Annotated in this window: 22 protein-coding genes and 2 pseudogenes; 18 read left to right on the top strand and 6 right to left on the bottom strand. The window is 56.7% G+C overall.

Annotation, left to right across the window (positions count from 1 at the left end; all coding sequences use genetic code 11):
• Nucleotides 1-11: 11 nt before the first annotated feature.
• The 6 genes from ACA048_RS29045 (at nt 12) to ACA048_RS29020 (ending at nt 8,010) form a co-directional block, all read left to right on the top strand.
• Nucleotides 12-2,294 (top strand): ABC transporter permease subunit, encoded by a 2,283-nt coding sequence (locus ACA048_RS29045; protein WP_497627308.1) that lies wholly within the window; start codon nt 12-14, stop codon nt 2,292-2,294.
• Nucleotides 2,295-2,309: 15 nt separating this feature from the next.
• Nucleotides 2,310-3,980 carry a phosphate ABC transporter permease PstA gene (gene pstA, locus ACA048_RS29040; RefSeq protein WP_497627307.1) on the top strand — a complete coding sequence of 557 codons (1,671 nt, stop codon included), beginning with the start codon at nt 2,310-2,312 and terminating at the stop codon, nt 3,978-3,980.
• A gap of 190 nt (nt 3,981-4,170) precedes the next feature.
• Nucleotides 4,171-5,004, top strand: a complete 834-nt coding sequence (gene pstB, locus ACA048_RS29035) for a phosphate ABC transporter ATP-binding protein PstB (RefSeq protein WP_497627306.1) — start codon at nt 4,171-4,173, stop codon at nt 5,002-5,004.
• A 72-nt stretch (nt 5,005-5,076) separates the two neighbouring features.
• Nucleotides 5,077-5,838 carry a phosphate signaling complex protein PhoU gene (phoU, locus tag ACA048_RS29030; protein WP_008150055.1) on the top strand — a complete coding sequence of 254 codons (762 nt, stop codon included), beginning with the start codon at nt 5,077-5,079 and terminating at the stop codon, nt 5,836-5,838.
• A gap of 167 nt (nt 5,839-6,005) precedes the next feature.
• Nucleotides 6,006-6,905 carry a response regulator gene (locus tag ACA048_RS29025; protein WP_497627305.1) on the top strand — a complete coding sequence of 300 codons (900 nt, stop codon included), beginning with the start codon at nt 6,006-6,008 and terminating at the stop codon, nt 6,903-6,905.
• A gap of 208 nt (nt 6,906-7,113) precedes the next feature.
• Nucleotides 7,114-8,010, top strand: coding sequence for a peptidoglycan DD-metalloendopeptidase family protein (locus ACA048_RS29020; RefSeq protein WP_497627304.1), 897 nt, complete (start codon nt 7,114-7,116; stop codon nt 8,008-8,010).
• A gap of 161 nt (nt 8,011-8,171) precedes the next feature.
• Here the strand turns inward: ACA048_RS29020 and ACA048_RS29015 are convergent, their stop codons facing one another.
• The 3 genes from ACA048_RS29015 to phoB form a co-directional block, all read right to left on the bottom strand.
• On the bottom strand, nt 8,172-9,512 hold the full coding sequence (locus ACA048_RS29015) for a hemolysin family protein (protein WP_123433151.1): 1,341 nt from the start codon (nt 9,510-9,512) through the stop codon (nt 8,172-8,174).
• A 124-nt stretch (nt 9,513-9,636) separates the two neighbouring features.
• Nucleotides 9,637-10,959 (bottom strand): phosphate regulon sensor histidine kinase PhoR, encoded by a 1,323-nt coding sequence (gene phoR, locus ACA048_RS29010; protein ID WP_497627303.1) that lies wholly within the window; start codon nt 10,957-10,959, stop codon nt 9,637-9,639.
• Nucleotides 10,960-11,004: 45 nt separating this feature from the next.
• On the bottom strand, nt 11,005-11,694 hold the full coding sequence (gene phoB, locus ACA048_RS29005; protein ID WP_007896474.1) for a phosphate regulon transcriptional regulator PhoB: 690 nt from the start codon (nt 11,692-11,694) through the stop codon (nt 11,005-11,007).
• 152 nt (nt 11,695-11,846) lie between these two features.
• Between phoB and ACA048_RS29000 the strand changes: the two genes are divergently transcribed.
• A complete protein-coding gene (locus tag ACA048_RS29000) occupies nt 11,847-12,230 on the top strand; it encodes a COG4315 family predicted lipoprotein (RefSeq protein WP_497627302.1) in 384 nt (127 codons plus the stop codon).
• A gap of 79 nt (nt 12,231-12,309) precedes the next feature.
• On the opposite strand, the gene ubiA is transcribed toward ACA048_RS29000, so the two are convergent.
• Complete coding sequence (gene ubiA / locus ACA048_RS28995) at nt 12,310-13,200, bottom strand: 4-hydroxybenzoate octaprenyltransferase (RefSeq protein ID WP_497627301.1); 891 nt, start codon at nt 13,198-13,200, stop codon at nt 12,310-12,312.
• Nucleotides 13,200-13,751 carry a chorismate--pyruvate lyase family protein gene (locus ACA048_RS28990; RefSeq protein WP_497627300.1) on the bottom strand — a complete coding sequence of 184 codons (552 nt, stop codon included), beginning with the start codon at nt 13,749-13,751 and terminating at the stop codon, nt 13,200-13,202. The genes ubiA and ACA048_RS28990 overlap by 1 nt, the downstream gene beginning before the upstream one ends.
• Before the next feature lie 200 nt (nt 13,752-13,951).
• Between ACA048_RS28990 and ACA048_RS28985 the strand changes: the two genes are divergently transcribed.
• From ACA048_RS28985 to ACA048_RS28935, 11 genes and pseudogenes are all read left to right on the top strand, one after another.
• A complete protein-coding gene (locus tag ACA048_RS28985) occupies nt 13,952-14,119 on the top strand; it encodes a rubredoxin (protein ID WP_007954349.1) in 168 nt (55 codons plus the stop codon).
• A 22-nt stretch (nt 14,120-14,141) separates the two neighbouring features.
• Nucleotides 14,142-15,290, top strand: coding sequence for an NAD(P)/FAD-dependent oxidoreductase (locus ACA048_RS28980; RefSeq protein WP_497627299.1), 1,149 nt, complete (start codon nt 14,142-14,144; stop codon nt 15,288-15,290).
• A gap of 192 nt (nt 15,291-15,482) precedes the next feature.
• Nucleotides 15,483-15,758 carry an HU family DNA-binding protein gene (locus tag ACA048_RS28975; protein ID WP_003195589.1) on the top strand — a complete coding sequence of 92 codons (276 nt, stop codon included), beginning with the start codon at nt 15,483-15,485 and terminating at the stop codon, nt 15,756-15,758.
• 204 nt (nt 15,759-15,962) lie between these two features.
• Nucleotides 15,963-16,079: pseudogene (locus tag ACA048_RS28970) on the top strand (hypothetical protein); the annotation flags it as partial.
• A pseudogene (locus ACA048_RS28965) lies at nt 16,078-17,277 on the top strand (type VI secretion IcmF C-terminal domain-containing protein); the annotation flags it as partial. The pseudogenes ACA048_RS28970 and ACA048_RS28965, both read left to right, overlap by 2 nt.
• Nucleotides 17,241-19,466, top strand: coding sequence for a type VI secretion system Vgr family protein (locus ACA048_RS28960; protein ID WP_497627298.1), 2,226 nt, complete (start codon nt 17,241-17,243; stop codon nt 19,464-19,466). The pseudogene ACA048_RS28965 and the gene ACA048_RS28960, both read left to right, overlap by 37 nt.
• Complete coding sequence (locus ACA048_RS28955) at nt 19,463-20,470, top strand: DUF2515 family protein (RefSeq protein ID WP_497627297.1); 1,008 nt, start codon at nt 19,463-19,465, stop codon at nt 20,468-20,470. Before ACA048_RS28960 ends, ACA048_RS28955 begins: the two co-directional genes overlap by 4 nt.
• Nucleotides 20,467-21,345, top strand: a complete 879-nt coding sequence (locus tag ACA048_RS28950; RefSeq protein WP_497627296.1) for a hypothetical protein — start codon at nt 20,467-20,469, stop codon at nt 21,343-21,345. The genes ACA048_RS28955 and ACA048_RS28950 overlap by 4 nt, the downstream gene beginning before the upstream one ends.
• A 106-nt stretch (nt 21,346-21,451) precedes the next feature.
• On the top strand, nt 21,452-22,045 hold the full coding sequence (locus ACA048_RS28945; RefSeq protein ID WP_497627295.1) for a hypothetical protein: 594 nt from the start codon (nt 21,452-21,454) through the stop codon (nt 22,043-22,045).
• A 219-nt stretch (nt 22,046-22,264) separates the two neighbouring features.
• Nucleotides 22,265-22,729, top strand: a complete 465-nt coding sequence (locus tag ACA048_RS28940; protein WP_497629945.1) for a DUF2515 family protein — start codon at nt 22,265-22,267, stop codon at nt 22,727-22,729.
• The gene (locus ACA048_RS28935; protein ID WP_497627294.1) at nt 22,711-23,610 is read left to right on the top strand and encodes a hypothetical protein; all 900 of its coding nucleotides are present in this window, start codon (nt 22,711-22,713) and stop codon (nt 23,608-23,610) included. Before ACA048_RS28940 ends, ACA048_RS28935 begins: the two co-directional genes overlap by 19 nt.
• Nucleotides 23,611-23,675: 65 nt before the next feature.
• Here ACA048_RS28935 and ACA048_RS28930 read toward each other — a convergent pair whose 3' ends face one another.
• Nucleotides 23,676-24,050 carry a DUF6124 family protein gene (locus ACA048_RS28930; protein WP_497627293.1) on the bottom strand — a complete coding sequence of 125 codons (375 nt, stop codon included), beginning with the start codon at nt 24,048-24,050 and terminating at the stop codon, nt 23,676-23,678.
• Nucleotides 24,051-24,407 lie beyond the last annotated feature (357 nt).

Raw genomic sequence — 24,407 nt, 5'->3', positions numbered from 1 at the left:
AGGGTGTGCGCATGAATGATCTGGCCAATTCCACCATGACTACGAATCCCCCCAAGCGAATTGATTTCAATACGCCTGAGCTACAACGCAAGCGCCGCATTCGCGCGCTCAAAGATCGCCTGACTCGCTGGTACGTCCTCGTGGGCGGCCTCGCCGTTCTCGGCGCGATCACGTTGATCTTCTTCTTCCTCGCTTACGTCGTTGCGCCACTGTTCCAGGGTGCCGACCTGACTGCCAAGGACGCCATCACGCCAGCCTGGATGCAAGACGCCGGCAAGCCGTTGTTGATCTCCCTCGAAGAACAGAACCAGGTCGCCATGCGGGTTTCCGACAAGGGCCAGGCGCTGTTCTTTGATATCGACAGTGGCGCTGAACTCAAGCGCGTCGACCTGCTTGTTCCGGCCGGCACTCACGTGACCTCCATCGGTGAAGATCAACCGGGACATCCATTGGTGGCGGTAGGCTTGTCCAACGGTCAGGCCCTGGTGTTCCGTCACACGTATAAAGTCAGCTACCCGGACGGCAAGAAAACCATCTCGCCGGCCATCGAATACCCGTACGGCGAAACCCCGATCACGCTGAACGAGGCCGGCGGTGCGCTGGAGCATGTCAGCCTCAATGCCAACGATTCGACACTGATGCTCGTCGGCGCCACGGGTTCGCAACTCAATGTTTTATCGCTGACCAGCGAAGAAAACATGATGACTGGCGAAGTCACCAACGAGCAGAAGCGTATCGACCTGCCGCAGATGAACGAGCCGGTGAAGAACATCTTCGTCGACCCGCGTCAGCAGTGGCTGTACGTGATTAACGGACGTGCTCAGGCCGACGTGTTCAGCCTGCGCGACAAGAGCCTCAACGGTCGCTACAAACTGCTTGAAGACGGCGATGCGCAAATCACTGCCAGTACGCAACTGGTGGGCGGTATCTCGCTGATCCTCGGCGACTCCAAAGGTGGTCTGGCCCAGTGGTTCATGGCGCGCGACCCCGATGGCGAGCAGCGTCTGAAGCAGATTCGCACCTTCCAGATGGGCACCACGCCGATTGTTGAAATCAGCGCCGAAGAACGTCGCAAAGGCTTCGTCGCCCTCGACGCATCCGGCAAGCTTGGCGTGTTCCACAGTACTGCTCACCGCACCTTGCTGGTGGATCAGGTCGTGGAAGGCCAAGGCATTTTCGGCATGTCGCCACGCGCCAACCGCATCATCGTCGAAGCGGGCGGCAAGATTCAGCCGCTTCTGCTGGACAACCCGCACCCGGAAGTGTCGTGGAGCGCGTTGTGGAGCAAGGTCTGGTACGAGAACTACGACGAGCCTAAATACGTCTGGCAATCGACCGCTGCCAATACCGACTTCGAACCGAAGATGAGCTTGTCTCCGCTGACTTTCGGCACCTTGAAGGCCGCGTTCTACGCCATGCTTTTGGCTGCACCGCTGGCCGTCGCTGCTGCGATTTACACCGCGTACTTCATGGCCCCGAGCTTGCGCCGTAAGGTGAAACCGGTGATCGAGCTGATGGAAGCGATGCCGACGGTGATCCTCGGCTTCTTCGCCGGCCTGTTCCTTGCGCCGTATGTGGAAGGGCATTTGCCGGGCATCTTCAGCCTGCTGATGCTCCTGCCGATCGGCATTCTGGTGGCGGGCTTCGTCTTCAGTCGTCTGCCTGAATCGATCCGCCTGAAAGTGCCGGACGGCTGGGAAAGCGCGATCCTGATTCCAGTGATTCTGTTTGTGGGCTGGCTGTCGCTGTATATGAGCCCGTACATGGAAACCTGGTTCTTCGGCGGTGACATGCGCATGTGGATCTCCCACGACCTGGGCATCACCTACGACCAGCGCAACGCACTGGTGGTTGGTTTGGCCATGGGCTTCGCGGTTATCCCGAACATCTACTCCATTGCCGAAGACGCCGTATTCAGTGTGCCTCGCGGTTTGACCCTCGGTTCCCTGGCCCTTGGCGCCACGCCGTGGCAGACCATGACCCGCGTGGTGATTCTCACCGCCAGCCCGGGTATTTTCTCGGCGTTGATGATCGGCATGGGCCGTGCGGTCGGTGAAACCATGATCGTGTTGATGGCCACCGGTAACACCCCGGTCATGGAAATGAACTTGTTCGAAGGCCTGCGCACACTGGCTGCCAACGTCGCGGTGGAAATGCCCGAGTCGGAAGTCGGCGGCAGCCACTACCGCGTGCTGTTCCTCTCGGCGCTGGTGCTGCTGCTGTTCACCTTCGTCATGAACACCCTCGCAGAACTGATTCGTCAGCGTCTGCGCAAGAAATACTCGTCGCTTTAAGAAAGGTAGAAGTCTGTGAAACAGAACTCCCTGAATGGATGGTTCAAGAGCGGCGCCCCCGGCGTCTGGATCAGCGGTGGCGCGGTGTCCATCGCGGTCATCATGACCATTGGCCTGCTGGCCGTGATTGCCGTGCGCGGTCTGGGTCACTTCTGGCCGGCGGATTTGATTCACGCCAGCTACGACGTGCCGGGCCAGGCCAATCACCTGGTCATTGGTGAAGTGGTACAGAAGGAAGAAGTGCCGCGTGAGCGCCTGAAAAGCGCTGGCCTGCCGGTGCCCGATCAGGGCCCGGAGTTCATGACGCGTGAGCTGATCAAGGTTGGCAACCGTGACTTGAACGGCAACGACTTCACCTGGATCGTCGGCGAGTGGCTGACTAACCAGAAGACGCCACCCGAGTTGATGACCATCGAGCGTCGCGAATGGGGCAACTTCTACGGTTACCTGGTCAACGTCAAACAGGACGGCAAAGTCATCGCTGAAGGCGAAGCGGCCTGGCCGGAACTGCAGGCGCGTGTTGATCGGGTGAACAAGCTTGCGGCACAGCTCAAGACCCTGGAAAAGGTCGACATCGGCGCAATCAACGCGGGTCTGGAGCGCATTCGTCTGCACGGCCGCAAACTGGAACTGGCCGGCCACCTCGACGCCGCTGCGCAAGCAGACATGGATGCCGAACGCGCTGAGCTGAATGCACGTTATCAAGACATCGAAGCCCGTCTGAATGACTTGCACGCCCAGTTCAACCGCGACAGCCTCACGGCCCGCGATGCGAACGGTAAAGAGATTGAAATCAGCATTGGCAAGGTGGTTCACGCTTACCAGCCGAATGCCATGGGCACGATGACCAAGATCGGCTTCTACTTCAGCAAGATCTGGGAATTCCTCAGCGACGACCCGCGTGAAGCGAACACCGAAGGCGGGATCTTCCCGGCGATTTTCGGCACCGTGATGATGACGCTGATCATGGCGATGATCGTGACGCCATTCGGCGTGCTGGCGGCGGTCTACCTGCGTGAATACGCCAAGCAGAACGCGTTGACCCGGATTATCCGGATTGCCGTGAACAACCTGGCAGGTGTACCGGCCATCGTTTACGGCGTGTTCGGTCTGGGCTTCTTCGTCTACGTGCTGGGCGGCTCGGTTGACCGGTTGTTCTTCCCTGAAGCATTGCCGGCGCCGACCTTCGGTACGCCGGGTCTGCTCTGGGCCTCGCTGACCCTGGCATTGCTGGCGGTGCCGGTGGTGATCGTGGCCACCGAAGAAGGTCTGGCGCGGATTCCTCGCACCGTGCGTGAAGGTTCGTTGGCCCTCGGCGCGACCAAGGCTGAAACCTTGTGGAAGATCGTGCTGCCGATGGCCAGCCCGGCGATGATGACCGGCATGATCCTCGCCGTGGCGCGCGCCGCCGGTGAAGTAGCGCCGTTGATGCTGGTGGGTGTGGTGAAACTGGCGCCGTCGCTGCCGCTGGACGGCAACTACCCGTACCTTCACCTCGATCAGAAGATCATGCACCTGGGCTTCCACATTTATGACGTCGGCTTCCAGAGCCCGAACGTCGAAGCCGCACGGCCGCTGGTGTACGCCACGGCGCTGTTGTTGGTGCTGGTGATCGCCACGCTCAACCTGTCGGCTGTATACATCCGAAACCACCTGCGCGAGAAATACAAAGCGCTGGATAGCTGATTGAAGTCGGCACGGTCCCCTGTAGGAACTGGCTTGCCAGCGAAGCCTTTGGCGTCAGTGAGTACGCCTTCGCTGGCAAGCCAGCTCCTACAGGGGACCGGCGCCAGACAAAGATTTTGAGTAAGCCGCTGGCCTGAACAACAGGCCAGGGGTTAAAACGAACCGAATTTGTTAGCACAGGGAGCCTCCCATGCAGCACGAACCACATACCCACGGCATCAACATGTCGGCGTTGGGTCGCGACAAACAGAGCCTGAGTCTTGAACAGGAAACCGTGGCCATTGAAGTGCCGGGCCTGAGCCTGTTCTACGGTGAAAAACAAGCGCTTTACGACGTCAGCATGAACATCCCGAAACAGCGCGTGACCGCCTTCATCGGTCCGTCCGGCTGCGGTAAATCCACGCTGCTGCGCACCTTCAACCGCATGAACGACCTGGTTGACGGCTGCCGTGTCGAAGGCGCGATCAACCTCTACGGCAACAACATCTACCGCAAAGGCGAAGACGTGGCCGAGCTGCGTCGTCGCGTCGGCATGGTGTTCCAGAAGCCGAACCCGTTCCCGAAAACCATCTATGAAAACGTGGTGTACGGCCTGCGCATCCAGGGCATCAACAAGAAGCGCACTCTCGACGAAGCCGTCGAGTGGGCGTTGAAAGGCGCGGCGCTGTGGGACGAAGTCAAAGACCGCCTGCATGAGTCGGCACTTGGTCTGTCCGGTGGTCAGCAGCAACGTCTGGTGATCGCGCGGACCATCGCCGTAGAACCGGAAGTGCTGCTGCTCGACGAACCGTGCTCGGCACTCGACCCGATCTCGACGCTGAAAGTCGAAGAGCTGATCTACGAACTGAAATCGAAATTCACCATCGTCATCGTGACCCACAACATGCAACAGGCCGCGCGGGTTTCCGACTACACGGCGTTCATGTACATGGGCAAACTGGTGGAATTCGGCGACACCGACACCCTGTTCACCAATCCGGCGAAGAAGCAGACCGAAGACTACATCACCGGTCGTTACGGCTAGCAAGCGGTTGGTTGCTCACTGAACTGACGCTGCGGCCCACCGCACCTTACCGGACGCTCCAAGGACGCCAACATGATTAGTAAAGAAGGCCTTACCCACCACATTTCCGCGCAATTCAACGCCGAACTGGAGGAAGTGCGCAGCCACCTCCTGGCCATGGGCGGGCTGGTGGAAAAGCAGGTCAACGACGCGGTGACCGCGCTGATCGAAGCCGACTCCGGTCTGGCCCAGCAGGTTCGCGAGATCGACGACCAGATCAACCAGATGGAACGCAACATCGACGAAGAGTGCCTGCGCATTCTGGCCCGTCGTCAGCCGGCGGCGTCTGATTTGCGTCTGATCATCAGCATCTCCAAGTCGGTGATCGACCTTGAGCGCATCGGTGACGAAGCGACCAAAATCGCCCGCCGCGCCATTCAGCTGTGCGAAGAAGGCGAAGCGCCGCGCGGTTACGTCGAGGTTCGTCACATCGGCGACCAGGTGCGCAACATGGTGCGTGACGCACTGGACGCATTTGCCCGCTTCGACGCCGACCTGGCGTTGTCGGTGGCGCAGTACGACAAGATCATTGACCGCGAATACAAGACCGCCCTGCGTGAGCTGGCGACCTACATGATGGAAGACCCACGCTCTATCTCGCGGGTCTTGAGCATCATTTGGGTGCTGCGCTCGCTGGAGCGGATCGGCGACCACGCGCGCAATATCTCGGAACTGGTGATTTACCTGGTGCGCGGCACCGACGTGCGTCACCTGGGCCTCAAACGCATGAAAGAAGAAGTTGAAGGAACAAGCGGCGAAACCGCTAATGTTCCGGGCAAAGCTGACGATAAGTAAGACTGCCCAAGAAAAACGCCCGGTCCTTTGGCCGGGCGTTTTTGTGTGTGGTTTTCGACGTTAGAAGCAGCACCCGCGAACGAAAAGTCCCGGCGTGACTGAAGGTTTTTGGCGATGTGCCATCAGCAAAACGGTAGGCTTGCCGGGATTTTTTCGAGGGATAGTGGATGAGCAAGATCAGCGTGTTGGTGGTGGACGATGCAGCGTTCATTCGTGACCTGGTAAAAAAATGCCTGCGTAACGTCTTCCCGGGCATCCGCACGGAAGACGCCATCAACGGCAGGAAGGCTCAGGCCCTGCTGGCCAAGGAAACGTTCGACCTGGTCCTGTGCGACTGGGAAATGCCGGAAATGTCTGGCCTGGAACTGCTGACCTGGTGCCGCGAGCAAGACCACCTCAAAACCATGCCCTTCGTGATGGTGACCAGCCGTGGCGACAAAGAGAACGTGGTGCAGGCGATTCAGGCCGGCGTTTCCGGCTACGTCAGCAAACCGTTCACCAACGAACAACTGCTGACCAAGGTCAAGCAGGCGCTGAACAAGGTCGGCAAACTGGACGCCCTGATGAGCGGCGCTCCGACCAAAATGAACTCGGCCTTCGGCGGCGATACCCTGAGTGCATTGACAGGTGGCAAACCTGCCGTGGTCGCACCTGCTCCAACTGCCGCACCATCTCGTGGATTGCTCAACAGCCCAGCGGTCAAGGTGGCGCCCGCCGCATCGCCTGCCAGCGGTCGCGGTCAAGGTCAGCTGCGCCTGCCCAGCGGCATTCAGCAATGTGTGATCAAGGGCTTGAGTATCAAGGAAGCGCTGCTGGTGGTTAAGCGCACCGACACGCTGCCGCAAGTACTCGACAGCGCTGTGCTCGACCTGGAGCAGGGCGAGAATGCTGAAATCGCTCGTCTGAACGGTTACCTGCATGCGGTTGTCGCCCACGAGCCGAAACCCGACAGCGACTGGTTGCAACTGACCTTCCGTTTTGTGGACCAGGATGCGCAGAAACTCGACTACATCTCCCGCCTGATTGCTCGTGGTACCGCGCAGAAGCACTTCATTCCTGGCGCGTAATCGTCATCGCCTGACAGTCCGCCATCGCGAGCAGGCTCGCTCCCACATTGGAACGCATTTCAAAATGTGGGAGCGAGCCTGCTCGCGATGGGGCCATTGAATACACCACACATCCGCTGAACAGCCCATTTTTGAAACATCTGCCGACTACCCCGGTCCATTGCAGCTGCTAGGCTCAATCCAAGGCCCTACTCGACAGAATCTGCCCATGCTCGCGCGACTGCTGTTTTTCTGTGGCCTGTACATGGCCGCCACTTCGGCAATGGCCGTGACGGTCTACAAGTCCACCGACGCCAATGGCGTGGTCACCTACAGTGACCGCCCCACCAAAGGCTCAGAGGTGTTCGTTTTTCGTGATCGCATGGATGAGCACCTTGAGCGTCAGGTGTACCTGGTGTTCATGAAGAAGGAGGGCGTGCACAGCGTGTACGTGCGCAATAACCTGTATGCGCCGGTAGAGATCGGATTGAGTTTCGCCGGGTTGAAAAACGTCAGCGGCGCACCGGGCAAACCGATTCGCAAGGTTTTGCCGGCGCGCAGCAGCGTCCGTGTGGCGGTGCTCACCGCGACTCAGGTCGGAAGGCCGCTCGTGTACACCCCAAAGTTCAAATATGCCTTGGGCAACCCCTCAGGGTCCGCCATGGCCTACCGATACCCGTTCCCCTGGCGAGGCGGTCCGTTTCGTGTGAGCCAGGGTGCCGATGGCGCGTACAGCCATTTCGGTCCGAAGAACCGCTTCGCCATAGACATTGCCATGCCTGAAGGCACGCCGATCATCGCTGCGCGTGGTGGGGTGGTGGTGAAAACCGAGAGCGGGCAAACGGGGCGTGGCACCAACCCGTCGGGTAATTTCGTGCGGGTGCTGCACAATGACGGGACCATGGGCGTGTATCTGCACCTCAAGCAAGGTTCAGTTTGTGTTCGCGAGGGGCAACGGGTGTCGTTGGGCAGTGCGCTGGCGCTGTCGGGCAATACCGGCAACAGCACCGGGCCGCACTTGCACTTTGTGGTGCAGCGCAATACGGGGCTGGGGCTGGTGTCGATTCCGTACCAGTTCAAACAATCGATGGGGGTGTTGCCCAACTTTGTGTTGGGCAAGCAGTGATGGCAACGAGATCGTGAGGCAGTTTCACATTGAACACTGCGATCCCTGTAGGAGCCGAGCTTGCTCGCGATAGCGGTGTGTCAGATACGGTGATGTTCGCTATTACGCCGTCATCGTCGGAGCGCCGCCCGGACCAAGCTCGGCTCCTACAGGTTTTGGGTTTAGTCGAGCATCAACACCTTGGCCAATATGATCTTCGGCCCTTTCATCTTCTTGATAATGATCCGCAGACCTTCGACTTCCAGCACTTCTTCCTCTTCCGGCACCCGCTTCAGGCTTTCGTAGACCAGCCCTGCGAGGGTTTCGGCTTCGACGTGATCCAGATCGATGCCCAACAGGCGTTCGACCTTGAACAGCGGTGTATCACCGCGCACCAGCAGTTTGCCCGGCTGGTACGCGAGGATCCCGCGCTCGGCCTTGCGGTGTTCGTCCTGAATGTCGCCGACCAGCACTTCCAGCACGTCTTCCATGGTCAGGTAGCCGATGATGTTGCCATCGGCCTCTTCCACCACGGCGAAGTGCGAACCGCCCTTGCGGAACTGTTCCAGCAGCTGCGACAGCGGCAGGTGCCGCGACACGCGCTCCAGCGGACGGGTCAGTTCCGCCAGGTTGAACGATTCGGGAATGTGATCCAGCGCCGCCAGTTCCAGCAGCAGGTCCTTGATGTGCAGCAGACCGACGAACTCCTGACGGTCGCTGTCGTACACCGGGTAACGGCTGAACTTGTGGCGACGGAACATCGCCAGAATTTCTTTCAGCGGTGCGTTGAACTCCAGCGTCACCAGGTCTTCCCGGGAGTTGGCCCAGTCGACCACTTCCAGCTCGCCCATTTCCACGGCCGAGGCCAATACACGCATGCCTTGGTCGCTTGGGTCCTGGCCACGGCTGGAGTGCAGGATCAGTTTCAGTTCTTCACGGCTGTAATGGTGCTCGTGATGAGGGCCGGGTTCACCTTGGCCGGCGATCCGCAGGATGGTGTTGGCGCTGGCGTTCAGCAGGTAAATCGCGGGGTACATGGCCCAATAGAACAGGTACAACGGCACGGCGGTCCACAGCGACAGCAGCTCGGGTTTGCGGATGGCCCAGGATTTCGGGGCCAGCTCGCCGACCACGATGTGCAGGTACGAAATGACGAAGAACGCGGCGAAGAACGATACGCCTTTGATCACTTCGGCCGACTGCACGCCAACCGCTTCAAGCATCGGCTCGAGGATGTGCGCGAACGCGGGTTCACCGACCCAGCCAAGGCCCAGGGAGGCGAGGGTGATACCCAGCTGGCACGCCGAGAGGTAGGCATCGAGCTGACTGTGAACGGTGCGCAGGATATGCCCGCGCCAGCCGTTTTTATCGGCGATGGCTTCGACTCGTGTCGAGCGTAGTTTGACCATGGCAAATTCGGCCGCAACGAAAAAGCCGTTGAGCAACACCAGGATCAGAGCAAAAAGAATCATGCCGAAGTCGGCGAATATTGTTGCGAGGGTCAAGCCAGGGGAAGGGTCCATGATGGAGTTTTGCGGGTTCCGTATATTCGAAAAAGGGGAGTAATGCGGTGCCTGAAGGGCAGGCACAAGTCAGCCAATGTAGCGGCTGACTCGGTGATTGCCTAGTGGCGCGTGCTGGCCGGTATCAGTCAGCCGCTCTGAGGGCTTGCAATTTTGCCACCTGAGCCGGGGCAAAGTGGCAGGTGAAGGTGCTGCCGTGGCCTGGCACGCTGCTGATTTCCATCCGCGCGCGGTGGCGCAGCAACACGTGTTTGACGATGGCCAGGCCCAGGCCGGTGCCGCCGGTATTGGAGTTGCGGCTGGAGTCGACACGGTAGAAACGTTCGGTCAGGCGCGGCAGGTGTTTGCTGTCGATGCCGATCCCGGAATCTTGCACGCTCAGGTGTGCGCCTTGCTCATCGGCCCACCAGCGAATGCGGATATTGCCTTCGGCGGGGGTGTATTTCACCGCGTTGAACACCAGGTTGGAAAACGCACTGCGCAGTTCCGCTTCGCTGCCCTTGAGCAGAACCGTCGGGTCGGCTTCCAGGGTGATGTGCTGGTTTTTCTGGCCGGATAGCTGCTGAGCGTCGCTCTTGATCGACTGCAACAGGCCGTCAACTACCACCGGCTGGTTGTCCGACGGGTAATCGGTGGCTTCCAGTTTGGCCAGCAGCAGCAAGTCATTGAGCAACGTTTGCATGCGCCCACCCTGTTGCTGCATCTGCTGCAAGGCACGGGTCCAGCGCGGATTCACTTCCTCGGCATTGTCGAGAAGGGTTTCCAGATAACCGCAGATCACTGTCAGCGGTGTGCGCAACTCATGGGAGACATTGGCGATGAAGTCTTTGCGCATCTGTTCCAGCTGATGAATACGCGTGACGTCGCGCACCAGCATCAAGTGTTCGTTGTTGCCGTAGCGGGTGATGTACAGCTGAATGCGCACGCGATCATTGGTCGGCGACGGGATTTCCAGCGGTTCGGCGTAGCTGTCCTGCTCGAAATATTCCTTGAAGCGCGGGTGGCGCACCAGGTTGGTCACCGGCTGGCCGCTGTCTTGCGGGGTCTTGAGGCCAAGCAGGGTTTCGGCGGCGAGGTTCCACCATTCCAGGTTGCCGTCGCTGTCGAGCATGACCACCGCGTCTTTCAGCGCGGCGGTGGATTCCTGGATCCGGTCGATCACCGCTTGCAGACGCCCGCGTACCCGTTGGTCGCGGCGTTGCAGGTGATAGATGCTGTCGAACACCTCGCCCCACAGGCCATAGCCATCGGGCGGTGCTTCATCGGCTGAGTGCAGGCGCAGCCACTCATGCAAACGCAGCAGTTGCTTGAGGGTCCAGGCCAGATAAAGGCCCAGCCCCGCAGCGAGGCTCCAGCCGTAGTAGCCGGTGATCAGGCCGATCACCAGGCAACCGGTGACCAGTAACAGCATGTGGCGAATCAGGGTGCCATGCCAGTTTTGGTTCACGGAAACGTGCGTCCTTGTCAGCTTGTCGGGCGAGTAAGGGCAGGGTCAGGCTTTGGTGGAAAAGCGGTAACCCGTGCCACGCACGGTTTGTACCAGATTTTCATAGGCATCGCCGAGGGCCTTGCGCAGACGGCGGATGTGCACGTCGACGGTACGCTCTTCGACATACACGTTGCCGCCCCAGACCTGATCCAGCAACTGGCCACGGGTGTAAGCACGTTCCTGGTGGGTCATGAAAAACTGCAGCAGGCGGTATTCAGTCGGGCCCATTTCGGCGGGTTTGCCGTCGATGGTCACGCGGTGGCTGATCGGGTCCAGCAGCAGGCCGCCGACTTCAATTGGCGCCTCGCCATCCGTTGGGCCGGCCCGTCGCAGCACGGCTTTGAGACGCGCCACCAGCTCACGCGGGGAAAACGGTTTGGTGATGTAGTCGTCGGCGCCGACTTCCAGGCCCTGGATCTTGTTGTCCTCTTCGCCCTTGGCGGTGAGCATGATGATCGGGATGTCCCCGGTCAGCTCATCACGCTTGAGACGACGGGCCAATTCGATACCGGAGGTGCCGGGCAGCATCCAGTCGAGCAGGATCAAGTCCGGCTTGCGATCAACGATGATTGCGTGGGCTTGCTGAGAATTCTCGGCCTCCAGGCAGTCATAGCCGGCCATTTCCAACGCAACGGCGATCATTTCGCGAATGGGCGCTTCGTCGTCGACGATCAGAATGCTCCTGCCAACCATGCCTTAGTCCTCTTGTCATTTAACTGTCTTGCGCCGCATTAGATAACGGAATTATTGCAGTCGTGTGACAGTATTTTAGCTGCGCGGCGATTGTCATGATCCTGAACTAAGCTCTAAGTCCGAATCCTGACAACCACAAGAGGAAGGTTTCCATGAACTACATTGCTCAATCCTGGAAGGCTTTGCTGGTCACTGCTGCGTTAACGCTGCCGACACTGGCTTTTGCCGCCGACCCGGCGATGATGAAAGACGGCATGATGGTCGGGCACAAGGGCATGACTCTGTACACGTACGACAAGGACAAGGATGGCAAGTCGATGTGCAACGGTGAGTGCGCCGAATACTGGCCGCCAATGATGGCGCCGGCGGGTGCCAAGGCTGAAGGTAAATGGACAGTCGTCAAGCGTGACGATGGCACGATGCAATGGGCCTACGACGGCAAGCCGCTTTACTACTTCCAGAAGGACAAGGCTCCCGGAGATATGACGGGCGACAAGATGAAAGACGTTTGGCACGCCGTCCGCGAGCATATGTAACGGATATTGCGAACCTCAAGGGATCGCAATCCCGTAGCCGTTGGCGCAGCCGGAGTCAGGCTGCGCCAGCTGCTACAAATCAATGCAGCGCATAATCCAGCACAATCCCGACAAAGATCGCCAACCCGGCCCAATGGTTGTGCAAAAACGCCTTGAAGCAACGCATCCGGTCCTTGCCGCGGGTGTACCAGAATTCCCAGGCAAAACAGCCCGCCGCCGCCAGCAGCCCCAAGTGGAACCAGCCACCGAGCTCGAATTTCGACCCGGCCAGCAACAGGCATCCCAGCGCCAACCCCTGCAACGTCAGGATGATCACCCGGTCCGCATCGCCAAACAGAATCGCCGTGGATTTCACGCCGATCTTCAGGTCGTCGTCACGGTCGGTCATGGCGTAATAAGTGTCGTAACCCACGGTCCACAGCAGGTTGGCGATCCACAGCAACCACGCCGCCGCCGGCAATTCACCGGTTTCGGCGGTGAACGCCATCGGCATCCCCCACGAAAACGCAGCGCCCAGCACCACTTGCGGGTAATAGGTGTAGCGCTTCATGAACGGATAACTGAACGCCAAGGCCAAACCGCCGAACGACAGCCAGACCGTTGCCGCATTCGTGCACAGCACCAGCAAAAAGCTCACGCCCATCAGCAGTGCGAAGAACACCAGGGCTTCTTTGGAACTGATCTTGCCGCTGACCAGGGGGCGCTGTTCAGTGCGTTTCACATGGCCGTCGACCTTGCGATCCGCCCAGTCATTGATCACGCAACCACCGGCGCGGGTCAGAATCACGCCCAAAACGAAAATCACAACGTTGGCCAGCGACGGTGAGCCTTTCCCGGCAATCCACAGCGCCCAGAGTGTCGGCCACAGCAGTAGATAAATGCCGATCGGCTTGTCCATGCGCGTCAGTTGAATGAAATCCCAGGCCCTTGGGTTCAAGCGGTTCAAGGACTTGAGCAGGCTCTGGTACATCAGCAATTCTCCGGATGGGCGCGGGTGGCATTCCACAAGGTCGGCAGGAAGATTTCGGCCACCAGCACGCTCAAGGCGCCCCGGTCGAAACGCGATCGACGGCCCCACAGCTCAGGTGTCCGGCACTCCATCGGCAACCACGCTTGAGGGTAGTGACACACCTCGATAGCGCGGCGCTGGAACGCGTGATCGCAAAACAGCAATTCCCCCAAAGAACGGCTGCCCAGTTCGTCCATGTGCAATCCGTCGCCCTGCAACGCGCTGCGAGCCGCGACGCTGCGGGCAAACACCCACGCCTCGCCAAGACCGCGCAAATACACCTCACGCACCCAGCCCTCGCTGCCTTCAGCCAGATCCAGTGCGACACATTCATCGGCGCGCAGCGGTTGCCAGCCTTCGAACAGAGGCGTGACGCTGAAACGGTCATTCGACAAACGGATCAACCGTCGGGTCAGGGAGCCTTCGTCGAACAGCCAGTCGAGGGTAGAGGCGTCGGGGAGGGGAGCGAGTTGGCTTTGGGTGAGCCACAGCGGGGAGTTTGAGTGCGGCACAGTGAGTCATTATTGGCAGCAAATGAGGCGGCGAGCTTACCATGTCAGCCGGCGATTTTGATTGATGGGGTCGCCGTTGTGTCGAACAGGCTTGCATCCGGCGAGCCCGATCAGTACAAAACGCCCTGAGCCGGACGGCAGCGCTGCAACCATCGACCGTTCGCGCCGGCAATACGCCTGAATCCAGAGGAAGTACCTGAATGAAAAAGTGGCAATGTGTGGTCTGTGGCCTGATCTACAACGAAGCCGACGGCTGGCCGGACGACGGCATTGCGCCGGGCACACTGTGGCAAGACGTACCGGAAGACTGGCTGTGCCCGGACTGCGGCGTGGGCAAGATGGATTTCGAAATGATTGAAATCAACTAATAAGACACCAGCGGAGTAAGGAATGAACGCACCTGTCGTGATCGTCGGTACCGGGCTGGCCGGTTACAACCTGGCCCGTGAGTTTCGCAAACTGGATAGCGAAACCCCGTTGCTATTGATTACCGCCGATGACGGGCGCTCCTACTCCAAGCCGATGCTTTCCACCGGTTTCGGCAAAAACAAAGACGCCGACGGCCTGAGCATGGCCGAACCGGGCGCCATGGCCGAAACGCTGAAAGCCGAAGTGCGCACGCATACGCGCATCAGCGGCATCGATCCGGGCCACAAGCGCTTGTGGATCGGTGAGGAAGCGGTGTTTTACCGTGACCTGATTTTGGCCTGGGGTGCGGAAACCGTGCGAGTGCCGATCGAAGGCGACGCATCGGATTGCGTGTTCCCGATCAACGATCTGGAAGATTACGCGCGCTTTCGCGCAGCGGCGGCCGGCAAGCGTCGGGTGTTACTGCTCGGGGCCGGCCTGATTGGCTGCGAGTTCGCCAATGACCTGAGCCTTGGCGGCTACGAGGTGCAACTGGTTGCACCGTGCGAGCAGGTCATGCCGACGCTGTTGCACCCGGCAGCGGCGGCTGCCGTCCAGGCCGGGCTGGAAAGCCTCGGCGCCCGATTCCACCTCGGGCCGGTGCTCAATCGCTTGCAGCGCGTGGCGGATGGCCTGGAAGCGCATCTGTCCGACGGTCAGGTGATCCCTTGCGACGTCGTGGTTTCGGCCATTGGCCTGCGCCCGCGTATCGATCTGGCGGCCGCAGCCGGTGTGCAAGTCAACCGTGGCGTGGTGGTCGACCGTTACCTGAAAACCTCCCATGACAATATCTACGCGCTGGGCGATTGCGCCGAGGTCGATGGGCTGAATTTGCTGTACGTCATGCCCCTGATGAGCTGTGCGAGAGCGTTGGCCCAGACCTTGTCCGGGAATCCTGTGCCGGTGAACTACGGCCCGATGCCAATCACCGTGAAAACACCGGTGTGTCCGTTGGTGGTATCACCGCCACCACGGGGCAGCGAGGGCGTCTGGACGGTCGAAGGGCAGGGCGCCGACATCAAAGTGTTATGCCGCGATGCCAGCGGAAAACTGCTCGGTTATGCCCTGACAGGCACGGCCGTCATGGAAAAACTGGCCCTCAACAAAGAGCTTCCGGCACTGCTGGCGTAAATACTGGTCGTTCTGTCGGAATCACCCCGCTTTTGTCCCTACAAAGCTCGCGCCGATACTGGCGCGGCTCTTCCGTGCGTGCCATCCTCACTCCCGTCTGCCGCAGAGTAGAGCACTGCGGCACCTTGGGCGCTGTTCCAACGAGAACAGCACGGACATAACAACAAAAAACCGTCAAAGGGGCTTCACTAAATGCGTAAACCAGACCTCGCCGCAGCAATTGCTGAAAAAGCAGACCTCACCAAAGAACAGGCCAACCGCGTTCTCAACGCCGTTCTCGAAGAAATTACCGGCGCTCTGCATCGCAAGGACAGCGTCACGCTGGTGGGCTTCGGTACCTTCCTGCAACGTCACCGCGGTGCCCGCACCGGCAAAAACCCGCAAACCGGTGAGCCCGTCAAAATCAAGGCCAGCAACACCGTCGCCTTCAAGCCAGGCAAATCGTTGAAAGACAGCGTTAATCCGTAACACGCACCGACTCCCGCGTAGCGGGTGAGCGGCATAAAAAATGGGCACGCCAACCAGGTTGGGTGCCCATTTTTTTATGGTCGCGAAGGTCATGCTGGTCGCCGGCGGATCGGACAACGCATGACCATTGTAGGAGCCGGCTTGCTGGCGATAGCGGTGTGTCAGACACCATCACTGTTGATTGATACGCCGCCATCGCCGGCAACCCGCCTGACCCCGGACGACGAAGCCTACAACATCGCCAAACGCGGTGTTTCGGCCTTCATCGAAGAACTGCTCAAGCCGCAGAACAACGGCGAGCCGGTCAAGAAAGCCATGGTTGGAAGTGCGCGAAAACACCCGGTTCTCGGTGGTGGCCGACAGTGCCGAAGACGCCGCCGATGCGGCGGGGAAACTGGCAGAGAAGGGCGGCAAGCTCGGTAAACTCGCGGCAGCCGCGGCTGACAAAGCAGCGGACATGACCGCTCAAATTACAAAGCAGCTGCCCGACACCGCGAAGAAATCCCTGCAACGTCGCTTCGAACCGCTGCATCGCCTGCTGGATGACAACAACGGCCCGGCCGCTGATTTGACCCCGGCCCTGACGGCGCTCAACGACGTGCAAATGCAACTGGCGAGCCTGGCCCGTGCCAGTTCCCCAGAGCAAGCCGCGTTCGAAATGGCCAAGACCCGCATGAGCGGCCAGCGTGATGCGCTGAGCGCTTTGCGCAATGCCTCCAACCATCTGCCGCGTCCGGTCAGCGTGTGGTTCAACGTGCTGGCCGAAGACACCTGGCGTCTGGTGCTTAACGATTCCTATCAGTACCTGAACCAGCGTTATCAGAGTGAGCTGTACAGCTTCTACGGCAAGGCGATCAACAAGCGTTATCCGTTCAGCGCCCACAGCACCAGCGATGTGGCGATCAGCGACTTCCGCGAGTTCTTCAAGGCCCAGGGTATCAACGATCGCTTCTTCGACACCTACATGCGTCCGTTTGTGAGTGGCGATCCAGGCAACTACCGCCTGCGCAGCATTGACGGTCACAGTCTGCCGATCTCCAGGGTCTACCTCGATCAGATGGCCGCGGCCCAAGTGATTCGCCAGAGCTTCTTCTCGATCAACCCGGCCGAGCCGCAAGTGCAGTTCAAACTGGAGCCGTACACCCTCGACCCGGCTGTCAGCCGTTCCGAGTTCAAGTTTGGCGACAAGACCATTGAATACCGTCACGGCCCGATCGTGCCCGTGTCGTTCAAATGGCCGACCGATGCTGAAGACGGTCGCACCAGCCTGGTCCTCGACAGAATGGCCGGCCGCCCGATCGGCATCGAGAAGAACACCGGCCCGTGGTCGCTGTTCCGTCTGCTCGATTTGATGCAGACCGAGTACCTGAGCGGTCGCGATGTGCTGGTGCTCAAGGCTGACGTCGGTGGGCGCCACTTCGTCTTTGCTGCAACGCCTGCGACTGCGGGCGTAACGGATGACCACCGAACAGGGAGCAAGCAATGTTCAACTCAGCTAACGAAACGCATTTCAGCCTGACTGTGGAAGACTACGTCGGCGACCTGCAAGTGCTGTCGTTCACCGGCACCGAAGGCATCAGCCAGCCGTATCGTTTCGACCTGGAGCTGGTCAGCGAAAACCCCGATCTGGACCTGGAAAAACTCCTGCACAAACAGGCATTCCTGGCGTTCGATCCGCAAGGTTCTGGCATCCACGGCCAGATCTACCGCGTCGCCCAAGGCGATGCCGGCAAGCGCCTGACCCGCTACAAAATCTCCCTGGTGCCGCAACTGCAATACCTGCATCACCGCACCAACCAGCGCATCTACCAGCAGATGTCCGCGCCGAAAATCATCGCGCTGATCCTCGACGAACACGGCATCAAGGGCAACGCCTACCGCTTCCAGCTCAGCCAGCCCTGCCCGGACCGCGACTACTGCGTGCAATACGACGAAACCGACCTGCACTTCGTCCAGCGCCTGTGCGAAGAGGAAGGCATTCACTACCACTTCCAGCACAGCGAGAAAGGTCATCTGCTGGTGTTCGGCGACGACCAGACCGTATTCCCGAAACTCGGGCAGCCAACGGCCTACGTGCAAGGCAGCGGCATGGTCGCCGACGAGCCCGTGATCAAAGGCTTCAAACTGCGCCTGGAAACCCGCACCGGCCGCGTCACCCGCCGCGACTACGACTTCGAAAAACCACGCCTGCAACTCGAAGCCGCCTACAAGCCTGACGGCGAAAGCACCGAGCCCGACCTCGAAGATTACGACTACCCCGGCCGCTTCCTCGACCGCGCGCGCGGCAAATTCCTCAGCCAACGCGCCCTCGAACGCCACCGCGCCGACTACCAGCAAGCCGAAGGCAAAAGCGATCAGACCACCCTGGTCAGCGGCCACTTCCTGGAAATGTCCGACCACCCGCGCACCGAGTGGAACGGCCTCTGGCTGCTCACCGAAATCGTCCACGAAGGCAAACAACCGCAAGTCCTCGAAGAGTCCGTGACCAGCGACACCACCGACAACAAAGACGACTTCCACCAGGGCTACCGCAACCGCTTCCTCGCCACCCCGTGGGACGTGTTCTACCGCCCCGCGCTGGAACATCCGAAGCCGCGCGTCCTCGGCAGCCAGACCGCCATGGTCACCGGCCCTAAAGGTGAAGAAATCCACTGCGACCAGTACGGCCGCATCAAAGTGCAATTCCACTGGGACCGCGAAGGGTTGGCGGATGACAAAACCAGCTGCTGGATGCGCGTGTCTTCGAGTTGGGCGGGTGATCGGTATGGCGCGATTGTCATCCCGCGCATTGGGATGGAAGTACTGGTGACGTTCCTTGAAGGGGATCCTGACCAGCCGTTGGTGACAGGGTGCCTGTATCACAAGGAAAACCAGGTTCCCTACGAACTGCCGGCGAACAAAACCCGCACCGTGTTCAAAACCCTCAGCTCACCGGGGGGCGGTGGGTTTAATGAACTGCGGATTGAAGACAAAAAGGGAGCGGAGCAGATCTTTATTCATGCCCAACGGGATTGGGATGAAAACATTGAGCATGATCAGAAGATTCGCGTGGGTAACGAACGCCACGATACGGTGGTCAAGAACACCTACACAGAGCTCAAGGCTGAAGAGCATCGCACCACGATTGCTGATCGTAAGGTTGAAACGCGGCTGGATGATCACCTGACGATTGGGCAGAACCAGCATGTGAAGCTGGGGACTGCGCAGCTGACGAGTGTTGGGAAAGAGATTCATCTGAAGGCTGGGGACAAGATTGTGATTGAGGCTGGGATGGAGCTCACCGTGAAAGCGGGTGGGAGCTTTATCAAACTCGACGCCGGCGGGATTACCGTGGTTGGTCCGGTGGTGAAGATTAATGCCGGTGGGGCGGCGGGAAGTGGGGCCGGGATTGGTATTGTGGCACCAGGCTTGCCATTGATTGCGGATCAGGCTCGGGCGGGGAATACGCTTAAATCCGGTGCGGCAAACAGTGAAAAATTCGATGAGCAAATTCGTTTTGTGACGGGGACCGGTAAACCAATCAAGTCTGTAAAAGCCGCGATTATTGTGCCGTCCTCGGTAGCACCAAAAATTTCCAGAAGTAATGCAGACGGTCTCCATCCACGCATCGAAACGGAAATTGCCGAGACGGCAGAAGTCCACCTGATGTGGGACGAACTGATTGTGCCGCCAGGTTCTGATGATTACGAAGCGAGTAGAAATAAATGAGCGCACCCGTAGCCACTTTTAAAACCAACACTCAGAGTTGCTCAATCCAAGAGATCCCGTTCAAGTGCGACAAGCTGTGGACAATGGGGCAGCAAGAAGCGATTAGCCGTTTAAGTGTTCCTGAAAAGAGTTTATTTTCTAAGTCGACAAAAATGGTCCTTGTTTCGGACTTTGGTGCTAGAGCTGCGCGGATTGCTGCTGCTTATGCTGAGTTTTATCTGGAGCGCGGTGAGGATGGCAACCCAGATTTAAAAGGTCGTTTTTATTGGATGGGTTTGGCAGCTTTTGCCAGTAAACAAGTTAAATGTGGTTTTGATTTTATTCCGGCAGAACCTTATCTGACAATTGGAGTGCCGCCAATTGGCCAGCCACCATTGCGAATTGGCAAGAAAGGATTAGGAAAAGGCAATTTTTGGTTGTTTCAGGATATCTTTGTTTGGCATTGGTTTTATAGAAAATATCCAGATCAGTTTGAGGGGTGTGCGCCCGTTCGCAATGCGAAAAGCTGTGACGCACAAGTGCAGATGAACATAGACAGTTTACCTTGGGCGGAGGAGGCTCTACCTGTATTAAAGAATCTTTCTTTAACGCCTGATGTAAAAAAGGGATTTGACCGTATTCGTGAATCTGAATCCATAACTAGTGGCTCAGCTAGAAGGGCTGTGCAACTAAAATCTTTGCTTGCTATTGCGGATCATGAGCAGCGCAGAATACTGCAACCACTAATCTATAACGACTATTTTTTTCAGACGACGTTGAAGGTCCAGGCCGCGTTTGAATGGGCTCCTTTTGTGCCTGTCCGTGCTGCCGCTTTTAGTACGGCTTGTGATGTTGAAGACCCGGAGCTGCGAGTGCAGATGAAAGATGGCAACTTATACAATGAACGCGAGCGAATGGTATTTATTGCTGCTATTGCGGCCCAGTATCACGAGTTGATGGATAAAAAACTAACTTATATGGAAGGCGAGATTGAAACAATCGCCAGCTGGAAAGATCAAAAATGAAGATGATTATTGTTTTATTCTTTTTTCTGCTTAGCGCATGCGGCGATGCAAAAGATACCAGGAGTAATAATATGGCCGGCACGACTGCTGTAATAGGAATTCAATTGTCAGAAGCGATGACAAAAGTATTGTCCGAGAGCCCTGTGGAGTTTCGCAAAGAGTGCCTGTCGCAAGTCAATATGTGCTGGTATAAAATTAGTAAGTCGGCTGTAGATGCGGACCTTCCTGCTGTGCTTGTTAATAAGTCGTTAAAAATTGAACACGTCACAGATGTGAAAATGTCGATTGATGGAGATGTTGGGGGTGATATAGAAAATCTTGAATTGATGATTCGAGGTCTTCCAGACAACAGTCGGCATGAAGAAAATCAGGCGCTTTTATATAGCCTGATAAAAGAAATTAAAGCATCGGGTTGGAAACATTACTTTGCACCATACGATCCGCGCATCTCAGGCTCGCAAGCGGAAAAAATAGTGAATTCTGGAAATGTATTTGGCGTTTATGTAAAAAGCCATCCATGGCTTGATCCAGACTTCAAGATGAATATGGACCAATGGTTAAAGGTCGACGACTTTTATGATTGGAATTTTTATAGTGATGGCAATTATTTGACTCTGAAGGCGTGGCGTCGTAACTCTGATTCGGCTCCGACGGAGCGAGGCACTTATTTGATATCTTTGAAATTCATGACCGAGCGTGAGTATTGGGTGTCTGAGTTTAGTAAGGAGTCTGATAAGGCGCGCTGGACAGAGTTGTTACCTGATCTGCTTTTAAAATATAAAAAACAGCGGGATGAGCTTGAGGCAAAAGCAAGGGATGCAGGAATCGACGTTGATTCAAGTTATAAAGAACCTTCGATAAAAGCACTCAATTAAAATCTTGCGAGTGGAGTGCGGACTTACCTGTATCGCCGGCGGCATTGATATCGAGTCGGCCTTACAGGCTTTCTATATAAAAGTTAAGGATAAAGAAGCACTCACTATGAAGTATTTTTTTTGGTTCTTCACTTTCCTTCTACTCGGCGCCTGCGGGGACACGAGTAGCGATAACAACGGCACAAGCGTTGTCGCGGCAGTCGACTCTTCCAAAGCACAGACTGTGCTGGTATCCCAGGAGATTCCCAATTTTTCTGATCAGGAACCTATCATGTCTCTACGTGCGGGTGGAGACGATTGGGATTTGGTGAATCTCAGTCTGCCTGCTCCAGTTCTTCCGGGCATCGTAGATCTTGGACAAGTTGATGACCTTTGGATGTCGGTGTTTCCTCCGAGTTCAGTGGTCGAGGTTAGGTTTCTCGCTGGCCCAGACTCGCCCGTGACTTACGTGAACGCGGCGATGGTATTTTCAGATAATCCGCTTCCTGCCTATTTCGAAACGGATGCGGGGGGTGAATCGCCCAAGTACTACGTAAAGACAGGTGTCGCTGCGAATGTTTACTTTGTGTGGGATGAGTTGGTCGTTCCGGAGGGGGCGGATGACTACGAAAAAAGTCGGAACAAGGGGTTATTGCCGACTCTGCGTGACTGGAGTCCCGGCGAGACGTTGGTGCACCGGCTTTTGAAGTTGCCGAATTAGGAAATAACTTCGGAAAGGGAGCTCTTTAAGAACGGAAGCCTAACTTAAATCTAAATACAGGCAGCCGTTTATTAATGAAAGCTATTACAATGCCTTTGTAGAACTTAATGATGCTTCAGAAGCTAATTGAGTTTCTCACGGAATAAAGGGGGGTTTTCTGGAGGGGAAAAGTGGATGTGAAAAAGATGTGAAAAGGGGACGGATTTATTTGTAAAGTAGATTTGGCCGTCGATAAATAAATCTGTCCCCATTTCTTTCATTAAAATAAAGCAGGAAGTAACAGATGCTTTTTCAACGATCAAAAAAGTCGAGGGGAAGGCTCTAGGTAAAGAGAGGCAGGATCTCCAATATAAATCGCTGCTTGCGACGGCAAATCATGAGCAGTTAAATATACTACAACCACTTATATATGAAGATCCAGTTTTTAAAACAATTCTTGATGTACAGAAAAAATCAGAAGGGATGCCGCTTGTGCCTTTGCGGTCAGCCGCATTTTCATCGGCTTGCGACGTAAAAGAGCCAGAGCTGAGAGAGCAGATGTATGAAGGTGATTTATATAACGCTCAGAATCGGATGGAGTTTATTCAACAAATCGCAGATAAATATCATGGGCTCATGATAAATAGAAAAGAATATATGGAAAGAATGATTGCTGAGATATCTGGATGGAGAAACAAACCGTGAAGTGGTATTGGATCTTACCGTTCCTCTGTCTCGCTGGATGCGATAGCGCCAAAAATGAAGGTGCCAATGAAATGAAGAATGAAGCAGTTAACATGAGTGTCGAATTGGGTAGCCCTGTCGAAACCCTATTGAAGAACGGCCCATTGGAATTCACCGCCGATTGTTTGGATGCGGTAAACATGTGCTGGTATGAAATCAGGCGCGGAGGTAAGGAACAATCGTTGATGAACGTAACCGTCACTCAGCCAGACAGTACTCTCGAAATAAAACGAGTGGTAGGCCTTAATGTTGTCGTAGATGGCGATGTAACTCAGGATGTTGAAGAGGTTGTGGTGACTCTCCGAGGATTGCCAGATAACAGTTCTCATGAAGAAAACAAGAAGCTTGTATACAAATTGATATCTGATCTCAAAGCCGCCGGCTGGAGGAAATATTATTTTCCTTCCGATCCTCGCATCTCCAGCTCGGAGTTAAATAAATTTGACTGGAAGGAAAATGTTTTTGGCGGAACGCCATTAAGTCATCCGTTGTTTGATTCTGATCACGAAATGAGTTTGGACGACTGGCTGGCAGGTGATGGGTTTTATGATTGGTATTTGTACAGTGGTGAATACATTAGCCATATCAAAGAGCAAAGAAGAAATTCCGCCACTGATCCATCCCGGACAGGTGTATACCTTGTAAAAGTCGAGTTCAAGTCTCTGGATAATTTTTGGAGGGCGGACTTCGAGGAGGCAGTTCGACCTAGATGGAAAGAGTTATTCCCAGCTCATTTGCAACAGCTCCTCCAACGACGTTCGGAAATAGAAGATCGAGCTCAAGCCGCTGGGGTGAAGATAGATGAAAGCTACAAAGCGCCGAGTATGGAGCAAGTCAGATAGGTGAGATAAGAGGATGGATTTATTTCGAAAGTAAATCCATCCCCTTCCTACTCTTATGTTTTAACTTATTGCACTTTCATCTCTAACTCATCCAGACGATCCAACGCTCGTTCCACCAAAAGTTGTACTCCATCCGCCATCCTGCTCAGCGCCAAGGCTACGGATCGCCGAGTGCCTTCCACATCGTCTGCCAGATCCGCGGCGATGGCGCTTATGGACAGCAGGTCTTCGGAGGCGTTGGCCAACAGAGCCTCAGTGTCGATATCGGGGGATACGGTGAAGAGATTGCCTTTACGACGTTTGGCCGGTTTTTCGTTGGCCGGGGGGAAGTAATGGGCGAAGACGCGGTCGGCAGCTTCTTTATTGAGTTTTTCGGTGTCGAGGAATTCTTCAGTAGGGGGGCCAGATTTGTCTGGCGGATTGGGCGTGACCTTGAACATGTATGTATCTCCATCTGTATTTTGGGGAGCCACCACCGTTCGCTTGCACGCGAATAAGGTGGCAACTGTGCGCAGGTGTGCAAGACCGGGCAGACGGACCCCGGCAGATCGCTCTCGAAAGAAAGATCTCCCACGCACAGCCGCCATAAAACAGGCGCCACGAGCAGGAATTTGCTCGACCAGCGACCAATGACGTTATGCGTCGTCTTTTACCCGGACTTGCACGTCCGTGTCACCGTTTTTTGCGGTGACACGTAAAGGTTAGCGGTGGAAGTGAGCGGCGAATAGTTCATGAACAGCCCCACGTCTTGCAGGAAATGTCCGATAAACACGACATCTCTTTAGGGGCAAAATCAA

The sequence above is a fragment of the Pseudomonas sp. LBUM1659 genome, from assembly GCF_059716045.1.
The sequence above is the reverse complement of the archived record's forward strand: the minus strand, read 5'-3'. Positions and strand labels throughout refer to the sequence as shown.

Excerpts from the sequence above, each read along its gene's own strand:
- ACA048_RS29045 (WP_497627308.1), top strand. The coding sequence starts at position 12 with ATGAATGATCTGGCCAATTCCACCATGACTACGAATCCCCCCAAGCGA.
- pstB (WP_497627306.1), top strand. The coding sequence starts at position 4,171 with ATGCAGCACGAACCACATACCCACGGCATCAACATGTCGGCGTTGGGT.
- phoU (WP_008150055.1), top strand. The coding sequence starts at position 5,077 with ATGATTAGTAAAGAAGGCCTTACCCACCACATTTCCGCGCAATTCAAC.
- ACA048_RS29025 (WP_497627305.1), top strand. The coding sequence starts at position 6,006 with ATGAGCAAGATCAGCGTGTTGGTGGTGGACGATGCAGCGTTCATTCGT.
- ACA048_RS29020 (WP_497627304.1), top strand. The coding sequence starts at position 7,114 with ATGCTCGCGCGACTGCTGTTTTTCTGTGGCCTGTACATGGCCGCCACT.
- ACA048_RS29015 (WP_123433151.1), bottom strand. The coding sequence starts at position 9,512 with ATGGACCCTTCCCCTGGCTTGACCCTCGCAACAATATTCGCCGACTTC.
- phoB (WP_007896474.1), bottom strand. The coding sequence starts at position 11,694 with ATGGTTGGCAGGAGCATTCTGATCGTCGACGACGAAGCGCCCATTCGC.
- ACA048_RS29000 (WP_497627302.1), top strand. The coding sequence starts at position 11,847 with ATGAACTACATTGCTCAATCCTGGAAGGCTTTGCTGGTCACTGCTGCG.
- ubiA (WP_497627301.1), bottom strand. The coding sequence starts at position 13,200 with ATGTACCAGAGCCTGCTCAAGTCCTTGAACCGCTTGAACCCAAGGGCC.
- ACA048_RS28985 (WP_007954349.1), top strand. The coding sequence starts at position 13,952 with ATGAAAAAGTGGCAATGTGTGGTCTGTGGCCTGATCTACAACGAAGCC.
- ACA048_RS28980 (WP_497627299.1), top strand. The coding sequence starts at position 14,142 with ATGAACGCACCTGTCGTGATCGTCGGTACCGGGCTGGCCGGTTACAAC.
- ACA048_RS28975 (WP_003195589.1), top strand. The coding sequence starts at position 15,483 with ATGCGTAAACCAGACCTCGCCGCAGCAATTGCTGAAAAAGCAGACCTC.
- ACA048_RS28960 (WP_497627298.1), top strand. The coding sequence starts at position 17,241 with ATGTTCAACTCAGCTAACGAAACGCATTTCAGCCTGACTGTGGAAGAC.
- ACA048_RS28955 (WP_497627297.1), top strand. The coding sequence starts at position 19,463 with ATGAGCGCACCCGTAGCCACTTTTAAAACCAACACTCAGAGTTGCTCA.
- ACA048_RS28950 (WP_497627296.1), top strand. The coding sequence starts at position 20,467 with ATGAAGATGATTATTGTTTTATTCTTTTTTCTGCTTAGCGCATGCGGC.
- ACA048_RS28945 (WP_497627295.1), top strand. The coding sequence starts at position 21,452 with ATGAAGTATTTTTTTTGGTTCTTCACTTTCCTTCTACTCGGCGCCTGC.
- ACA048_RS28935 (WP_497627294.1), top strand. The coding sequence starts at position 22,711 with ATGGAGAAACAAACCGTGAAGTGGTATTGGATCTTACCGTTCCTCTGT.
- ACA048_RS28930 (WP_497627293.1), bottom strand. The coding sequence starts at position 24,050 with ATGTTCAAGGTCACGCCCAATCCGCCAGACAAATCTGGCCCCCCTACT.